9 protein-coding genes are annotated in these 18555 nt (G+C 55.0%); 8 read left to right on the top strand and 1 reads right to left on the bottom strand.

All coding sequences use genetic code 11. The features are described 5' to 3' along the window. Positions 1-101: 101 nt before the first annotated feature. The 7 genes from DSOUD_RS13530 (at position 102) to DSOUD_RS13500 (ending at position 14746) form a co-directional block, all read left to right on the top strand. A complete protein-coding gene (locus DSOUD_RS13530) occupies positions 102-3260 on the top strand; it encodes an alpha/beta hydrolase family protein (protein WP_157671876.1) in 3159 nt (1052 codons plus the stop codon). Positions 3261-3272: 12 nt separating this feature from the next. Continuing rightward, positions 3273-4259, top strand: coding sequence for a hypothetical protein (locus tag DSOUD_RS13525; RefSeq protein ID WP_053551506.1), 987 nt, complete (start codon positions 3273-3275; stop codon positions 4257-4259). 15 nt (positions 4260-4274) lie between these two features. Further along, complete coding sequence (locus DSOUD_RS13520) at positions 4275-8081, top strand: hypothetical protein (RefSeq protein WP_053551505.1); 3807 nt, start codon at positions 4275-4277, stop codon at positions 8079-8081. 2 nt (positions 8082-8083) lie between these two features. Beyond that, positions 8084-9025 (top strand): hypothetical protein, encoded by a 942-nt coding sequence (locus DSOUD_RS13515; RefSeq protein WP_053551504.1) that lies wholly within the window; start codon positions 8084-8086, stop codon positions 9023-9025. Between the two features lie 239 nt (positions 9026-9264). Continuing rightward, complete coding sequence (locus DSOUD_RS13510) at positions 9265-9654, top strand: hypothetical protein (protein WP_053551503.1); 390 nt, start codon at positions 9265-9267, stop codon at positions 9652-9654. 108 nt (positions 9655-9762) lie between these two features. After that, on the top strand, positions 9763-13830 hold the full coding sequence (locus DSOUD_RS13505) for a CARDB domain-containing protein (RefSeq protein ID WP_198300318.1): 4068 nt from the start codon (positions 9763-9765) through the stop codon (positions 13828-13830). 127 nt (positions 13831-13957) lie between these two features. Beyond that, positions 13958-14746, top strand: a complete 789-nt coding sequence (locus DSOUD_RS13500; protein ID WP_053551501.1) for a transposase — start codon at positions 13958-13960, stop codon at positions 14744-14746. Positions 14747-14831: 85 nt separating this feature from the next. On the opposite strand, the gene acnA is transcribed toward DSOUD_RS13500, so the two are convergent. Beyond that, complete coding sequence (gene acnA, locus DSOUD_RS13495) at positions 14832-17579, bottom strand: aconitate hydratase AcnA (RefSeq protein WP_053551500.1); 2748 nt, start codon at positions 17577-17579, stop codon at positions 14832-14834. A gap of 371 nt (positions 17580-17950) precedes the next feature. Between acnA and DSOUD_RS13490 the strand changes: the two genes are divergently transcribed. Next, positions 17951-18520 carry an HD domain-containing protein gene (locus DSOUD_RS13490; RefSeq protein WP_053551499.1) on the top strand — a complete coding sequence of 190 codons (570 nt, stop codon included), beginning with the start codon at positions 17951-17953 and terminating at the stop codon, positions 18518-18520. The last annotated feature ends 35 nt before the right edge of the window (positions 18521-18555 follow it).

Raw genomic sequence — 18555 nt, 5'->3', positions numbered from 1 at the left:
CTGAGAACCAGGGCATGTACGCAAGCTCCATGCACGGAAACCTGGAGATCCGGGGATCGACCGACCACCATCCAACGGACGGTCCGGTCGGGGAGGCGACGATGACCGTCCCCGAGGTCTATTTCGACAGCCGAACTCTCGATTCCATCCGCACCGGCTACAGGTCGGACACCCTGCCGACGCGGACCGTCACCGTCAAGACGGGACAAAAAGCACTCTTTGACAAGAAGACCGGGGAAATCCTCGGCAATATTCCCCAGAAGATTTTCTACAACGTCTATGGCGTGGACGTGCCGACGGAGATATCGCCACCTGTGGTCTCTCTCGGCGAGGGGGGGATGGCCCGCCAAAATGTCGTCGTCACCTATACCATTTTGCCGGAGGGGGCCAGTCCCGCCGGGTACGTTGCCGCCAGTGCGCATATCGATCTTTTTTCCGTTGATTCCACGGGAGAGGACAGTTGGGAAGACTTCCTGGTCGGAAATGCCACCACGGGACGCGGCACCGCCCAATGGACAAAAGGGAAAGTATTTGATCCGAAAAAGAAGTATTTCGTGCAGACGGTGCTCAATCGTGGTTCCGATGCAGAGATTCGGGGGGAGCGCGTCCCCTTGCCCACACTTCTTGCAGATCTCGATATCGACAGCGACAACAACGCAGGGTGGAAGCCTGATGGCACCCACAACCTGCCGAAGCGGGATACTCTGGAGGACCAGATTGAAGATCAGGTTGGGCGGCCGGGCAAGGTCCTGAAAGCCAATCTGGTCGATACCGATGGCGACAAAGTGCCGGGGTATGCCGACGGCATCGACATCAATGGCCAGGAAGGCGATGGTGCCAGTGAACCCTTTTATCCGTTGATGTTTGAGCTCGGCGGGAGCGTGTTTGATCCGGCCCAGGCAACGGTGCGTTTCCAATACGCCGGCAGTAATCCGGCCGGGGTAGAAAAGGTTGTCTCGGCGGATGAAACGGTCAGTTACACCCTTGCACCCGGGGCATTGAGGCTCTGGATCAAGGACGGACAGTTCAGTCGCAAGGTGGCCGATATCGCCCAAGGTGGGGATTACGTTGTTCCCGAGAAGGCCTATCCCCTGAGCTGGTTCGAACCGGTTGCCGGGCCAAAGGGCTGGACATTGTTTGTTGAAGGGGTCAGGGGGGTCACCGGCGCCGAGGAGAAGAGGATCACCCTCACCGTTGACCCTGACGGCGAAGGGCCGTTGGCCGCAGTTGAAGGGGATCTGGTCTTGGTGACTTCGATCTTTGCCGGATTGGTGCCGGATTACAACCATGACCGAGTTATCGATGAGGAGGATCGGGCGCGCGCTGCACAGGGGGACACCTTCTACTTCTGGATCAATGATGATGACGATGAGGGGGAGACCGGTGGGGATGATATTCCGTTGTCGGTCGTGAGCAGCCAGGAAAGTCGGCGCGACTGCGATAACTTCAGGATCGACGGCGTGCGCGACCTGATTGACTTCTTCCCGGTGGCACTCGACATCAAGACATTGCTCGGAATCTTTCAGCCCAATGTATATGAGTATCGCCTCAAGGCAGCTACAGAGAACCTTAAGGTGGTCTTTCCCGAACTGACGACGGAGACGGTCGAAAACTACCTGATCGACGTCGAAACTGCGCGAACTGTGGCGCTCAAGCAGACCTTCCCCGTGCCGCAGGACAAATGGCCAACCAACGGGGCGTACAACATCGCAGCCCGACAGGGTCTGAGCACCATGCTGGCTACAGCCTCAACGCAAGACGCCCCTTCGGTGGTTCTGCTCGAAGGGGTCAAATCGGGGCTGGCATCGCTGGTGCTGGAAGTTTTCGACCCGGACGGAAATAAGGTCTTCACCACTAGCCTCAACTTGAGCCTCGGCAATGTCGAGCGAATGTTTCGGCATGTGAATCTGATCAATGTCGCAACCAACGAAGATACCCCGCCCCAACATTTGTCTGAATGGGGTGAACCGGACAGGTTAGGTGAGCCCTTAAACTGTCCAGATGACAAATGCCTCAATACTGATGGGAAGGAATTTGTCTTTGTTCACGGCTACAACGTAGATGGTCAACAGGCCCGAGGCTGGCAAGCCGAAATGTTCAAGAGGTTATTCTTGTCAGGCCTTAAATCGAGGTTCTGGGGTGTGACTTGGTATGGCTCGGAAACCCAGCGTGAAACCCCGCTAGGTTCATTGACGTTCAATTTTCACATCAATGTTCGTAACGCGTTGCATTCAGCCCCAGCCCTCAGGGCGTTTCTTAACGAGAACATGGAAGGGCCGACGAGCATAGCCGCCCACAGCCTTGGGAATTTGCTGGTCTCTTCGGCGCTCATCGACCCGGAGAAGGATTCTCTTACAGCGCCAATCAGCAACGTATTCATGATCGATGCCGCTGTGCCACTGGAAGCGTTTACTGGAGAGTTGGAAGGCGGCGGCGACCCGAATTACAGTGGTGGTGATGCACTCTACACTGGAGGAGATGATCCGGCGGTCTATACCGCAGCCAACCCCATGGCCCATCCCGACTGGTACGGTTATGCCAAAAAGCTTGGAGCCAACGAATGGTACAAGCACTTCATAGAAGATGTTGCCGTTGGTGGAGATAAAGACCAGCGACAGTTTCTGACCTTCAAAAACCGTTTTGCCAACCTTATCGGAGCGAATTTTTACAATTTCTTCTCCTCCGGTGAGGAAGTGCTCGATACGCATATCGGAAATCCGGGTCTTTTTGACATTGCAACAAACGGCCCCGGTCGATATGCGTGGGCATTGCAGGAAAAGCTCAAAGGAAGAATGGTAAATGGCATGGTACTTGGCAGCCCATACGGAGGCTGGGAATTCGTCGATGACTACACTATAACAACTTCAAGCGGGACAATAACATACTTAAACAAGAGTATGCCTAAGGACAAAGCCAATCAATTGATGCCGTATGACTTGAAGATCCGACCCTTCTTCAATCTCGGTTGGGCATCTCCTCTTCCCGAACCAGGGGGCAGTGACTGGGCAGAAGCGAAACACGATCAACTGCTTGCTGAGGCAATTCCAGCTATGACCCTGCCGGTGGGAGGACCAGGTGGCAAGAGGATGAATGACGCTATTTTTGACACTAATGTCATTGACATGCAAGCTAGGTTTACCAATACAAATGGGTGGCCTGAGGAGCGAGGTGGCATTTCGAAAATTAAATGGCTACATTCGGATTTGCGAGAAGTGTCATATTTGTATATTTTCGATTTGTTCAATCAATTATCAAAATAAAAGGATTAAATTATGCCTCCCCTTAGAATGATGCTAGTTGTTTTTATAGGTCTATTTGCCTCATTTAGTATTTTCCAGAACGCCTATGGTTTTACGATAATAGCTAAGGCATCTATACTTGTTGTAGACGAGGACGGGTCACCAATTGAAGGCGCAAAGGCCGGATTTGCATTTGAAGAAAATAAGATAGTAGGCGTTGGCGTTAATATTTCACCAATTGATGGATTTACTGATATCAACGGTAAATACACAGCCTCTCACAGAAATGACAATAATATATTGACTTACGGAGTCGAGAAAGAAGGTTACTATTTTAGTAAAGGTAAGTTTGTTTTTACAGGTAAGAATTTCCGAGGTTGGGAACCATGGAACCCTGAAATCATAATTGTGATGCGTAAGATCATAAATCCAGTACCTATGTATGCTCGCGATTCGAAGATGGCCAATATTAAAATCAAAATTCCAGTCATTGGTAAGGATATTGGTTTTGATCTCATGGCTTACGACTGGGTTTATCCATATGGTAAAGGAAGACAATCCGATTTTATTTTTTATTTAGAAAAATCTTACAGTGGGTTTAATAATTATGAAGCAACATTGACTATTAAATTTTATGACAAAAAAAATGGTATTGTTAAGATAAAAGAAAACAAAACGAATGAAAGTCAATTTAAATTGCCTAGATTTGCACCAGAAGAAGGGTATGCAACTAATTTGAAGATAATAAGGAGTAAAAGTTTAAGTGGTAAAAAATATATGAATTATAACTCAAATGATAACTACGTGTTCAGGGTGAGATCAGAGTTAGATGATGACAAACTTATTAGGGCCATGTATGGAAAAATCATCGGACCAATTGAAATAGATCCGAGGAGAGAACCAACAGAAGTTTATTTCAAATACTATCTTAACCCCGACTATACCCGTAATCTCGAATTCGATCCGAAACGCAACCTCTTCGGCAATCTGCCTTCGTTAGAGCAGGTGAAAGAGCCGTAACACAGACCGAAAACCATGACCGTACTCGCCGGTCATATCGGTGCGATTGTTTACACCATTCTTGGCAACACGGTGAATACTCAATACAAGGTTCAAGTTTCGGCTCCGAACCTTTCGATGGAGGAATTCACCCTTTCCACTTATGGATTCATGGCGCCGGATGCCTACATCCCCCCCCAGGTGTTTTCTTCCCGGCTTGCTACGGTCACTCAAAAGGGTGAAAGCATCAGTGCCGCCAAGGCCGGCGAAGCCCTCAAAGCCCCCCTTGGCGCCGCCTTGTTCATGCTGTACGCCGACTACACCATGGAGGGGCCATCTCAGTGCACAGAAGAGGGTGCCACCTTCGACTGCTGGACCATCAAGGGGACCGGCCTCAGCCATACCCGCAGGGTTGACGATGGCACCATGACTTTTACAACGATCAAAGGCGGAGGAGCCGCAGGGGATACGGAAAACCTCGGCGAAGGGAAATACCAGGCCAGCTTCACGACCGGGGCGCAGGCCGCGCTGAATGTGATCGAAGCGGTCGGGGAGGCGACGATGACCGTCCCCGAGGTCTTTTTCGACAGCCGAACTCTCGATTCCATCCGCACCGGCTACAGGTCGGACACCCTGCCGACGCGGACCGTCACCGTCAAGACGGGACAAAAAGCCCTCTTTGACAAGAAGACCGGGGAAATCCTCGGCAATATTCCCCAGAAGATTTTCTACGACGTCTATGGCGTGGAAGTTCCGACTAAGATATCGCCTACTCTGGTCTCCCTCGGTGAGGGGGGGATGGCCCGCGAAAATGTCGTCGTCACCTATACCCTTTTGCCGGAGGGAGCCAGTCCCGCCGGGTACGTTGCCGCCAGTGCGCATATCGATCTTTTTTCCGTTGATTCCACGGGAGAGGACAGTTGGGAAGACTTCCTGGTCGGTCAGGCAACCACCGGACGCGGCACCGCCCAATGGGCAAAAGGGAAAGTATTTGATCCGAACAGGAAGTATTTCGTGCAGACGGTGCTCAATCGCGGTTCTGATGCAGAGATCCGGGGGGAGCGCGTCCCCTTGCCCACACTTCTTGCAGATCTCGATATCGACAGTGACAACAATGCCGGTTGGAAAGCGGACGGGACTCACAACCTGCCGAAGCGGGATGCTCTGGAGGACCAGGTTGAAGATCAGGTTGGGCGGCCGGGCAAGGTCCTGAAGGCCAATCTGGTCGATACCGATGGCGACAAGGTGCCGGGGTATGCCGACGGTATCGATAGGAATGGTCAGGAAGGCGACGGTGCCAGTGAACCCTTTTGTCCATTGGTATTTGAGCTCGGCGGGAGCGTCTTTGATCCGGCCCGGGCAACGGTCAGCTTTCAATACGCCGGCAGTGATCCGGCCGGGGTCGAGAAGGTTGTCTCGGCGGATGAAACGGTCAGTTACACCCTTGCACCCGGGGCGTTGAGGCTCTGGATCAAGGACGGACAGTTCAGTCGCAAGGTGGCCGATATTGCACAAGGTGGGGATTATGTTGTTCCCGACAAGGCCTATCCCCTGAACTGGTTCGAACCGGTTGCCGGGCCAAAGGGCTGGACATTGTTTGTTGAAGGGGTCAGGGGGGTCACAAGCGCTGAGGAGAAGAAGATCACCCTCACCGTTGACCCTGACGGCGAAGGGCCGTTGGCCGCAGTTGAAGGGGATCTGGTACTGGTGACTTCGATCTTTGCCGGATTGGTGCCGGATTACAACCATGACCGAGTTATCGATGAGGAGGATCGGGCGCGCGCTGCACAGGGGGATATCTTCTACTTCTGGATCAATGATGATGACGACAGCGGCGAGACCGGCGGGGATGACATCCCCGGTGAGCACAGCCTTGGGGGTGAGTTGGATTGTGCAAACTACAAGGTTGACGGCGTGCGCGATTTGATCGATTTTTTCCCGGTAGCGCTCGATGTCAAGCCGCTGGTTGGCATCTTCCCACCCAATACCTACACCTATCGCCTCAAGTCGGCCGCAGAGAACCTGAAAATCGTCTTCCCCGAACTGACTACGGCGACGGTTGCGAACTATCTAGTCGATGTCGATACGGCCAGGGCGATTGCGTTCAGGCCGTCTTTCCCCGTCCCCATGAACAAATGGCCAACTGACGGCGCCTACAACATCGAAGCTCGCAGAAATCTGGCTGCCCTGCTGGCGAGTGTCGGCGTACAAGACGCTCCGCCGGTGGTCCTGCTCGAAGGGGTCAAGCCGGGGACGGCTCCGCTGGTGCTGGAGATTAAAGACCAAACCGGAAATCAGGTCTTCACCACCAGCCTTAACCTTAGTCTCGACGGGGTGGAGCAGATGTTCAGGCAAAAAAACTTGATCAAGGTCTTATCTAGTTTGGAAGAGATGGGTGAGCAAGAATTTGAGCAATATTATATTCCTTCCGTTCCCCCGGTAGGGCCAGAAGATCGTCTGATTTCAAACGATTTTATAAATTCTGAGCATTTTGAAGGATTTGATGCGGACAACGATGATAATGATTTCATTCATGTGCATGGATACAATGTCAACGACCAGGATGCGCGTGGTGAGCAATCCGAGACCTTCAAGCGACTCTATTGGTCTGGCTCGCAGGCCCGATTCTGGGGAATCACTTGGTATGGTTGGGATACGCAACTGACGGTCCCGGTTGCTGGTGTCGGTACGCGTACCCCGAACTACCACCTCAACGTCCGCCGTGCCTTCGAGACTGGGCGGCTGTTGAAGGATTTTGTCGTTATTTCTGAACTTTCCAATGCGACTATTTTTGCCCACAGCCTCGGCAACATGGTCGTTTCCAGTGCCATAGCGGAAGGGATGGATATCGGGCGATATCTGATGGTTAATGCGGCCGTGGCGGAGGAAGCCTTTACGCCGCAAAGCGCGTATGCCGAGGGTGGCACCGCTGACGGTACAGGGGCCTATGCCTACGGAACTCCTTGGCGCACAGCGACAAGTGCGTGGATGTATCATCCTGCCTGGCGTTATCCCGATGGCGTCGAAGTCGATTTCGAAGAGGGGTATTTGCCAAAACTTTGGGCGTCCGAATGGTACAAACTCTTCGGTACAGACGATGGTCGGTCGACCCTGACTTGGCGTGACCGTTTTGCCCGGGTGCGTAACAGTGACAGTGACAGTGACAGTGAAACCTATGTCTATTACGCGCCGACCGACGAAGCTTTCCGTCCCTTCAACTATTCGGTCGAGATGGCGGCTACCGATCCGGACGGCAACCATTATCAGCCGAATGTTGCCGATTTGCCGGGCACGGAAGATGTAGTTTTTAACTGGAGGCCATGGGATCGTTCACATCTCGGATATTATGCCTTTGCGTTGCAGGAACTCTTCAAGGGGCAAACATCGGCCATTATTGGTGATGATAGCGATACGGGGGGATGGGAGTTCAACCTGAACCCACAGGATGGCTATGTCTTCATGGGGGTGAAGATACCGGTTTCTTTGGCAAATTCATACGGTAAGGAGCAATTTCGGACGAAACCGTTCTTCTCGAAAAATCCAGACCGCGACGGGCTCTATTCACCGCAGGCTGTATCGATCCCCAGTCTCTTGAAAGAAGAGATGCTCGCCAACGAGATTCCGGCGCTAACCAATGCGGCGGGGCACCGGGGGGTGGGAGAAATTAGAGTTGACCACCCGGATCGAGATATCGATATTCGTCTGGCGTATGCTGTCAACAAACCGTGGCCACAGGATCGATTGAACGGGTTTGAATGGAAACACAGCGATATTTATGTCGTCGCCTACCCCTATCTATCCGGCCTCTATGATGAATGGGCGAAGAGGATCAAAGGAGAGTAACCGTGAATACATTTGTCATTACATCGATAATGATTTTGCTCTTGGCAATAAACTCCACAGTCTTTGCCTTTGGCATGGTGAAAATTAACGTCAAAGTCGTCGATGAGACCGGCATCCCTCTCGCTGATACTAAATTGAGTGTGAGATTTTCTGGTGGCGAAATGCCAGTGATGAAAAATGCTGACGATCAAGGCATTTGCAGCATTACGTCAAGTTCAGGTGATGGTGTAGTTGTCGGAACAGCCATGAAGGAAGGTTTCTACAACAGTACCTTTCACCACGACTTCTATGTCACCCGCTTCGGCATGTGGCAGCCGTGGGGGAAGGAGCTTGCCGTCGTTATGCGCCCCATTGTCAACCCTGTGCCGATGTATGTGCGTAACCACTCCTTTAAGGTTCCCGTAAAAGGCGAGGAGGTTGGCTTCGATCTGGAGAAGGCCGACTGGGTGATCCCGTATGGGCTGGGGACGAAGGCGGATTTCATCTTCAAGCTGGATCAACGTTACGACAATGGCGACAATTATGATGCGACGATGACTCTGACCTTTGTCAACCCTTTTGATGGCATCCAGGTCGTCAAGGATGACGGTGGCGGGGATTTCAATGTCGGGAGTTGGTTCCGGTTGCCGCGCACGGCACCCGATACAGGATATTTGCCAAAAATGCAAAAGCGTATTTCAAGGGGTTCTTATGGAAGGCATTCCGACATTGAAGATGACAATAACTACCTCTTTCGTGTCCGCTCTGAAGTTGACGAATATGGCAAGTTGGAACGAGCCATGTACGGAAAGATTCGCGGCGAGCTGAGGCACTTTGTAGGTGATGGTGGTGGAATCAAAATGCACTACTACCTCAACCCGGACTACACGCCAAACCTCGAATTTGACCCAAAACGGAATCTTTTTATCATCCTGTCGGGCAGTGAAAACGTGACGCATCCGTAAGCACAGTAGTTCAACCTTCACTTGCTGGTCAAACCGCAGCGAAGTGGGGCAGGCAACTTTTTGGACTGCAAACGTAGCCTGTCCCTGGTCAGCCGTGGGATGTTAGGGACAGGCACCTGCGGAGCCAGTCCCACTCCCTGAGATGTCCCACTTGAGAAAGCCTCCGATAACAGCTTGAGCCGTGTGGATTCGATTCAATCCGCGGCCCTAAAATTGATGTTTCAACAAAGGAACCCATCATGCCGATGAAAAAATCCCAGCTCCTTTTGATCGCCTTGTTTTTCGTGCTGCTGGCCAGCCAGGGCCTGGCCGCTGGGCTGGAAAAGGTGCAGTTCCTCAAAATCTCCCCCCAGGACCAGAAGGGGGTCATAAAAACCCCTGCAGGGGCCCTGCAGCTGGTGGGGGTCGGGGATGTCATTGCCGGTGACGCCAGAATCATCGAAATCGCCGAAGGGCGTGTGGTCCTCGAACAACTCGGCGAAGGCGGCCCGGAGACGGTGATCATCCGTCTCGACGGCAAGCATCAGCGCATCGAGCGGATACGCAAGCAAGGGGACGAGCAGCCCCTGCTTCTCGCGCCGGGACCAATGGAAGCCGTAGGGCAGGGTGGCATGCCGGGTTACAGGTAGTCTGCCGATCTGAGAATAGCCAAACTTTCACGACGGATGGCGGGTCGACCGGCGCGCCGTTTCGGAGTTTTTGTACTGTTGTTTTTTGCGGTTTCTGGGAGGAAATGTATGTGTGCGTATGCCTTGCCTAAAAGGGTATTGCGGTCCGGCGTTCTGATTGCAGCCATAAGGCCCCTTTTCTCGACGGCGCTGTTGACCCTTTTATTGTTCTGCACCCCCTCCCTGGCCGCAGCATTTACCGCTCAACAACTCGGCGATTACGGGAATGTTTCGGTCATGGAGGTGACCGGCAACTTCGACGCTCACTTGCCTGACGGTACCACGAATGCCGAGCCTCGACGGGTAATTGCCAAAGAGTTTTACAAGACCCACAAGGACGAATACGACTTTCTCGTCATTTTCACCGATTTCGACTTCCTGATGCCGGATGCCGAGACCGTGGCCTTTTATGTCGGCATCAAAAATGATGTGCAGGGGATCGGCTCGGCACTTTTTGATTACTCTTCCTCCTATGGTAGCGCCGGCCGGCTTCAGGGGACGGTCGACATGGGGACTTTGGCCGACAATGCTTCTGATCCCGCGGCCCCCCAATTTGAGAACACGCTTGACACCCTTAACCATGAGCTCCTGCATCGCTGGGGGGCTCGGGTAAAATATCAGGACACGACGGGTGAAATGAGCACCGCCCTGATTGGAAAGGACGGCTCCCATTGGAGCTTCCTCCTCGATACCAAGGGATCGCTGGAGTACGGCAATCGCTGGCAGGATAATGGGGACGGCACATTCACCTCCATCGAAGCCCGCAAGTATTTCAGCCCTCTCGATCTGTACCTGATGGGGATGGTCGATGCCGGTGCCGTACCGCCCATGCTCCTCATCGAAAATCCGCAGATCGATCCGACCAAGATTTCGGAAGTCGGCGCAATCATCAGCGGGGTTGCGCGCACGGTCACCATCGAGGACATCATCGCCGCCGAAGGACCACGCATCCCCTCGGCGGCCGATGCTCAGAAGAGCTTCAAGGCTGCATTCATCTATGCAACCTCCCCCGGGACATTTAATGGCAAGGACCTTCGTGCCATTGAGAACATCCGCAATGGCTTTCTGACGCGCTACTCCATCCTCACGGACGGCGAGAGCCTGGTCCAGGTAGCGGTCGCTCCCAGGGATGACCTGCCAACCAACCCCGGCATTACCCCCCCCTTTTACATGCCCCGTTCGCAGTCACCCTCAGTGGATGATGGGATCGCCTGGCTTTTGGCCAACCAGAAGCAAGACGGCAGCTGGGTTGACGCACCGGAGACGATGCCGCGCGACACCGCCGAAGCGGTCACCGCCCTTAATGCTCTCGGCTCTGTTGGCCCTCAACTCGATCTGGGAATGACCTGGCTCGGTGGCAGCTCTACCTTCAACAGTGACTTTTTGGCCAGGAAGATCGAGGCATTGCTGCGGGCGGGAAGGGACGCTGCTCCTGAGATCGCCGAACTGGCATCGCGACAAAATCCCGATGGGGGCTGGGGACTTTCGGGCAGCTATGTCAGCGATCCGACCGATACCGCCCTGGTTCTGAGAGTCTTAGGACAGGCCGGCTATTCCAACACGACGGTGGTCGCTCAGGGGATCGATTATCTGACGACTCATCAAAATGCCGATGGCGGATGGAGCAGCGATAGATTTTCCAGTCTGATTCAACCTACCGCCAATGCCCTTGTCGCTTTGAACAATCACCAAACGCTTTACCCCTTAGGGGACTCTATCGCGCAAGGTGTGGCATTTCTGAAGTCGAAACAAAATCCCGATGGAGGGTTCGGCAACAGCCCGAGTACCGTTTACGATAGCGCCGTGGCCCTCCTGGCCATGAACGAAGTCGGCTTGGGTGCGGGAGCGACCGGTGGGGGAGTGAGCTTTTTGCTGGGGCAGCAGGCTGAAAACGGCAGCTGGTACGACAGCCCCTACCAGACGGCCGTTGCCGTGCAGGCGATTTCCCTGGCGGGCGACGAGCCGGATCTGTCCATCGAGGCGGCGGATATCACCTTCACGCCCGAGAGAATCGTGAAGGTGCCGAGCAACGCCGTGGTCAATGTCAGGGTCTGGAACCAGGGCCGGTCGGAGGTCCCCCAGGCAAAGGTCATCCTCTACAAGGGGGACGTTGCCGAGGCCAACAAGATTGGCGAGCAGACCCTGGCTTTTCCCGGGCTTTCTTCGGTGGTCGTAACCTTTGCGGCTTCGGTGGCCGATTGGCGTGAACAGACCTTTTCCGTCGTGGTGGACCCGGACGATTTCGCTGCGGAATCGAACGAAGATAACAACCGCGCCGAACAGGTCCTGTTGCTGGATGACTCGGCCGATTTCGAAATTCGTCCCGGAGACATTTCCTTCTCTCCGGAGACCGCCATTTCTTCCGAGGCGGTCGCGGTCTCCATCGCCAACCTTGGTCTAACCGACGGCTCGCAGGTGAAGGTCGTCATTTATGATGGAACGACCAAGGTCGGTGAGCAATGGGTTGATCTCCCGGCGCTGTCCTCTGCGTCGGTCAACTTCCCTATCCACCTCGGCGACGGAAAGGGACATCCTTTTACCGTTATCGTGGATCCGGATAACCGGATCAAAGAATCGAATGAATCCAACAACAAGGCGGAGACTGTGCTCAGCTCCGTCGTGGTTTACGATTTTGAAATATCGCCTGCTGATATTTCCGTGGAGCCGAATCCTGCCGATTTCAGAGACGATTTGAGGATTTCTGCCCGGATTTTCAATCGGGGGAGTCGCGATGCCTTCAACGTCCAGGTCCGATTTTCCGTCGAACAGGAGGGCGGGGTCTTCGACCTGAGTACCTTGACGCTCGATATCCCCGCCGGCACTGCGGCTACCGGTGAGTTTGTCTGGTCCGCCGACAGGGTGGGGGTCGATCTCCCGCTGTCGGTGCAGGTCGATCCGTTCAATGCCTTTCAGGAACTCTCCGAGACGAACAACCGCGCTTCGGTTCCCCTGACGGTCAATCCCCCTACCCAGCCCAATCTGACCGTTTCCCACAACGACCTTGTCATTACTCCCGACCCCGCAAATGAGAGGGGTTCGGCCACGATCTCAGCACTTGTGAAAAACATCGGTTTTTCAACGGCTCAGGATGTCAGGGTGGCTTTCTACCTGGGCGTTGTCGGCAACGGTGCCGTAATGCTGGGAAGTCAAACAATCCCGACCCTGGGGGCGGGAGAAAACGCCCCGGTAAGCCTTGATTGGCCGGAGATCAGCGAGCCCGGCGGCGGAAAAGTAATTTCTGTTGTCGTCGACCCGGAAAACCTGATTGGCGAGATTGCCGAGGACGACAACGAAGCCTTCAGAACCCTTCAGATTCTCAGTTTGCCGGACCTGGTGGTGGAACCCGGTTCGATTGACCTCGCTCCGGCCATTCCGAAGGAGGGGGATGCGGTTGAGGTCATGGTTACGGTGCTGAATCGTGGTGACCAGATCGCAGAGAACGTGATCGTGAATCTCCTTGAAGGGGAAATCGTTATCGGATCGCGGCTAATTGCCCAGATCGGGGGGAATTCCCAGTCTGAAGCCACCTTTGTCTACGATGCGACCGGTCAATCGGGGAGCCATGTTTTGAAGGTCGTGGTCGACCCGGACAGCCTGATTCTTGAGCAGAGTGAGGACAACAACCTGGCTGTTAAGACGTTCATCATTCAAAATTCCGACAACTGGGTTTCCGAGCCCTACATTTCACCCAACGGCGATGAGGTTCAGGACACGACAACCTTCGGTTTTCGCCTGGAAATCCCCGTCACGGTCGTCGTGGCCGTATTAAATGATGAAAATCAAATTGTGCGACTCTTCCGGGGCGAGGAGTTTGAAAACACGACCGGCGGCAGCGTCCTCTGGGATGGCCTTAACGACCGGGGAACGGTCGTCGATGACGGTGTGTACCAACTGCAGTTACTGGATGAAAAGGGGAGTGTCCTCGGTCAGGCGGCGGTGGTGGTCGACAACAACCGGTCCCTCTTCGCCGAGGCGATTGGGACGCCTTATCTGTTGCATAACAACCTGACCTGCGCTTTGCCGCAAACCCAATTTGGTGAAAACTTCAAATGGCTGCCTGATGAGAGCGGACTGCTGTTCGAGATAAGTAAGTACTCCTCCTCTGCGGAATTTGTGTTCGGGGTCGGACCTAGCTAAGAGTCTGAAATTAAGACGAAAAGTGTCAATTTTGCCCCCAAAAAGAGGCTTATGGGTCGATTTTCAGGGGCAAAAATAGGTCTATAACCCAAACACAGGTCGTTATTCATTCTGGAGGGGGGATTCCGTGCCAAGAGCCAATCGCTATTTTATGCCGGGCTACGTTTGGCATATCACGCATCGGTGTCACAAACAGGAGTTTTTGCTGAAGTTCGCCCAAACCCGACAGCGTTATATCCATTGGCTGTACCAGGCACGCAAAAGGTTTGGCGTAGAGATTTTAAATTACGCGATCACTTCGAACCATATCCACCTCGTTGTCAGGGATGGCAGAGGAGGGAACAATATCCCCGCCATGATCCAGTTGGTCGCCGGGCGAACAGGCCAGGAATACAACGCAAGAAAGAACCGAAAAGGCGCGTTTTGGGAAGATCGCTACCACGCGACTGCCATAGAGACAGGAAAGCATCTGCAGCGCTGTCTCCTCTACGTCGACCTGAATATGGTTCGAGCCGGGGTGGTAAATCATCCCGAAGATTGGGCTCATGGCGGTTACCACGAGATCCAGGGAAACAGGCGGCGAAATACGATTGTTGATCAGAATGCTCTCGCGGACGCACTGGAGCTAAGTAGTGTGGAGGCGCTGAGAACGGCTCACGGGGGGTGGATTGAAGAGGCCCTTCAAGGCCCTCATAAGCGGGAAGAGGCCTGGTCGCAGAGTGTGGCTGTCGGGAGCGCCGAGTTTATTCTGAGAACTCAGGCAGCTCTTGGGCTCCGAGGACGCAATCGGGATACTGCTGAAAGCGATGATGCCTACATGTTGCGGGAGACAGAAGAAAATTATGGCCTTGTTTTTGGGGTCGAAAATGGGGCCATAGGGCCAAAAAACGCACATTTTTGGGATGTTTTCTGTTGAAAAACGGTGACTTGGCTTGGTCCGACCCCGGGACCCCCTGATTTTCAGTCTCATCCCTCGACAGTTTAGTTCCTTGAACTGGATTCTACCCGGCGAGATTCCGCAGAACGTAGTGCAGGATGCCGCCGTTCCGGTAGTAATCCATCTCGTCCTCGGTATCGATCCGGACCGCCACCGGCACCTCCTTGGTGCCGCCATCCTCGTAATGGACGGTCAGGGTCAGGTCGTCCCGCGGGGAGATATCATTCATCCCCTGGATGTCGAAAGTCTCTTTGCCCGTCAGGTCGAGGCTGGTGCGGGTGGTGCCGTCCCGGAACTGCAGCGGCAAAACCCCCATGCCGATCAGGTTGGAGCGGTGGATGCGCTCGTAGCTTTCGGCCACCACCGCCTTGACGCCCAAAAGTATCGTCCCCTTGGCCGCCCAGTCGCGGGAGGAGCCGGTGCCGTATTCCTTGCCGGCAATCACCACCAGGTCCTGCCCGTCCTTCTGATATTTCATCGCCGCGTCGAAAATCGCCATCTGCTCGCCGCTGGGCACGTGGAGGGTGTAACCGCCCTCGACATTGTCGAGCATCTCGTTCCTGATGCGGATATTGCCGAAGGTGCCGCGCATCATCACTTCGTGATTGCCGCGGCGCGAACCGAAGGAATTGAAATGGGGAATGTCCACTCCATTTTCCTGCAGATAGCGGCCGGCGGGCGAATCCGCCTTGATCGCCCCGGCCGGGGAGATATGGTCGGTGGTGGTCGAATCACCCAGCAGGGCGAGGCAATACGCCCCCTTCAAATCCTTCACCGGTTCGGGCTCGATCTTCATGTCGTCGAAGAACGGCGGGTTCTTCACATAGGTTGAATCCGGGTTCCAGTCATAGGTCGTGCCGCCGCCCCCGTCGATGGCCTGCCATTCCTCGGTGCCGTCAAAGACATTGGCATAACGTTCGCGGAACATCTCCGGCGTCACCGCCTTGCCGATGAATTCGGCGATCTCCCGGTTGGAGGGCCAGATGTCTTGCAGATAGACATCCTTGCCATCCTGGTCCTGGCCGAGCGGGTCTTTCAGCAGATCCACTTTCAGGCTTCCGGCCAGGGCATAGGCCACCACCAGGGGGGGGCTGGCCAGATAGTTGGCGCGGACATGGGGGTTGATGCGCCCTTCGAAATTGCGGTTGCCGGAAAGCACGCCGCAGACGGTCATGTCGTGTTTTTCGATGGCCTTGCGGATGGGGTCGGGGAGCGGCCCGGAGTTGCCGATGCAGGTCGTGCAGCCATAGCCCACCAGGTTGAAGCCGAGGGCGTTCAGGTCCTCCTGCAGGCCGGCTTTTTCAAGATAGTCGGTCACCACCTGGGATCCCGGCGCCAGCGAGGTCTTGACCCACGGCTTGACGCGCAACCCCTTTTCCAGGGCGTTGCGGGCCAGCAGCCCCGCCCCCAGCATCACCGAGGGATTGGAGGTGTTGGTGCAGCTGGTAATGGCGGCAATCACCACATCGCCCTCGCCCAGGTCGTAATCGACGCCCTCAAGGGCATAGCGTCGGGCATTGGCCTTTTTGCTCTCTTCACCGGAGAGCATGCCGCCCTCTTCCAGCATTTCGCTTTCCGGCCCCTTGGGCGTCAGGCCCCTGTTTTTGGCCAGATGGGCCTTGAACGCCACGGCCGCATCCTTCAGCAGGATTTTATCCTGGGGCCGTTTCGGGCCGGCGATGGCCGGCTCGACCTCGGCCAGGTCGAGCGAAAGGGTCTCGGTAAAGACCGGCTCATGGCCTTTTTCCCGCCACATCCCCTGCTCTTTGGCATAGGCTTCGACAAGCCTGATGCGCTCGGGCGACCGGCCGGTAAATTCGAGATAGGCCAGGGTCTCCTGGTCGATGGGGAAAAACCCGCAGGTCGCGCCATATTCAGGGGACATGTTCGAGATGGTCGCCCGGTCGGCCAGGCTGAGGTTTTCCAGCCCGTCCCCGTAGAATTCGACAAATTTGCCGACCACCCCTTTTTCACGGAGCATCTGGGTGACGGTCAGAACGAGATCCGTCGCGGTCGCGCCTTCCTTGAGCCTGCCGTTCATCTTGAAGCCGACGACTTCCGGGATCATCATCGAGATCGGCTGACCGAGCATGGCGGCCTCGGCCTCGATGCCGCCGACCCCCCAGCCCAGGACGGCGAGTCCGTTGATCATGGTGGTGTGCGAATCGGTGCCGACCAGGGTATCGGGATAGGCCACGGTGCTGCCGGATTCCTCGTCTTCTTCGCTCCAGATCGTCTGCCCCAGATATTCGAGATTGACCTGGTGACAGATGCCCGTGCCCGGCGGCACCACGCGGAAATTGTGGAAGGCCTGCTGCCCCCATTTCAGAAATTCATAGCGTTCGCCGTTCCTTTCAAACTCCCGCTTCACATTGGCCTTGAACGCCTCGGGCGTCCCGAACTCGTCGACCATCACCGAATGGTCGATAATCAAATCGACAGCCGCCATCGGGTTGATCTTGTCCGGGTCTCCGGAGAGGTTTTTCATCGCTTCGCGCATGGCGGCCAGGTCGACCACCGCCGGCACCCCGGTAAAGTCCTGCAACAGGATCCGCGCCGGGCGAAAAGCGATTTCCTCATCGGAGGTCTTGTTATCCAGCCATTTCTTTACCGCCCTGATGTCCTCAACGGTGACCGAGCGGCCGTCTTCGTGGCGCAGCAGATTCTCCAACAGCACTTTCAGGGAAAAGGGCAGTCGGGAAATATCGCCGATTTCATTGGCGGCAGCCTTCAGGCTGAAATAATCATAGTCTTTTCCGTCAACCGTCAGGGTTTTGCGCGTGCCGAGTGAGTCTTTGCCGGTCCGTGTCATGGATTTACCTTTCCTTTTTATATGGTTACGTCTTGAAAGAGGTGTTTGCTCCACTTTGGCGGGTGAAAACCGCTTGTCATGATTGAGACGGATATTCACGGAGCCAGAACTAAAAAATAACAGGACTTTGGCCAATGTGTACCCCTCCCTGCTTTCTTTCTCGGAACACCCCATTCCGCGCCTTACCCGACCGCTCGTGACCTGGCGGCCGGCGGGGTTAATGATCTTGGTCGAACCGCCCTCCTTTGCGCCTGGATCTGCAAAGGGGCCTGGACCGGGAACAACATTGATTAAATCCTGGCTCATCCCCCTGCCATGATTTAATCTGGCCGAAAATAATTCCCACTCTCTTGACGGACACCGAAACCACCATGCAGCAGATCATCGACTTCATCCGCGAACTGGACAAACTCAAGGGGATCACCCGCAAGAACCGACCGCTGGGCATGGACCGCTTCGAAAACGCTGCCGAGCACAGCTGGCAGGTTGCTGTGCTGGCCCTTTCCCTGGCCGAATTCGCCGACCCGGGGGTCGATATCAACCGGGTGGTGCGCATGCTGCTGATCCACGATGTCGGGGAAATCGACACCGGTGACCGGATCGTCTACGCCGAAGGCGGTTGGGAAGAGCACAAGGAAGCCGAAATGGTTGCGGCAAGACGCATTTTCAGATTCTTGCCGGAGCCCAAGCGCTCGGAGATGATGGAGCTCTGGGAGGAATTCGAGGCCGGCGAGACTCCGGAAGCCCGCTTCGCCCATGCCGCCGACCGCGCCATTCCCGCTATCCTCAACCTGGCCTTCAACGGGCAGAGCTGGGTTGAGAACGGCATCACCTTCGAGCGGGTTGTCGCCCGCATCGGCGCTCCCATCAAAGCCGGCTGTCCGGTGCTCTGGTCCTACCTGGAAGTCAGACTCGAAGGGGAGGGAGCCTTTCTTCCGTAGCAATTATTGACCGGAACCTGAAAAAAGGCCCGAAT

The organism is Desulfuromonas soudanensis, from assembly GCF_001278055.1.
Lineage (GTDB): Bacteria > Desulfobacterota > Desulfuromonadia > Desulfuromonadales > WTL > Deferrimonas > Deferrimonas soudanensis.
Note: the sequence above shows the minus strand (reverse complement) of the source record. Positions and strands in the feature narration are given on the sequence as shown.

Bases quoted from the DNA above. Each gene is read 5' to 3' on its own strand.
- DSOUD_RS13530 (WP_157671876.1), top strand. From the start codon at position 102: ATGACCGTCCCCGAGGTCTATTTCGACAGCCGAACTCTCGATTCCATC.
- DSOUD_RS13525 (WP_053551506.1), top strand. From the start codon at position 3,273: ATGCCTCCCCTTAGAATGATGCTAGTTGTTTTTATAGGTCTATTTGCC.
- DSOUD_RS13520 (WP_053551505.1), top strand. From the start codon at position 4,275: ATGACCGTACTCGCCGGTCATATCGGTGCGATTGTTTACACCATTCTT.
- DSOUD_RS13510 (WP_053551503.1), top strand. From the start codon at position 9,265: ATGCCGATGAAAAAATCCCAGCTCCTTTTGATCGCCTTGTTTTTCGTG.
- DSOUD_RS13505 (WP_198300318.1), top strand. From the start codon at position 9,763: ATGTGTGCGTATGCCTTGCCTAAAAGGGTATTGCGGTCCGGCGTTCTG.
- acnA (WP_053551500.1), bottom strand. From the start codon at position 17,579: ATGACACGGACCGGCAAAGACTCACTCGGCACGCGCAAAACCCTGACG.
- DSOUD_RS13490 (WP_053551499.1), top strand. From the start codon at position 17,951: ATGCAGCAGATCATCGACTTCATCCGCGAACTGGACAAACTCAAGGGG.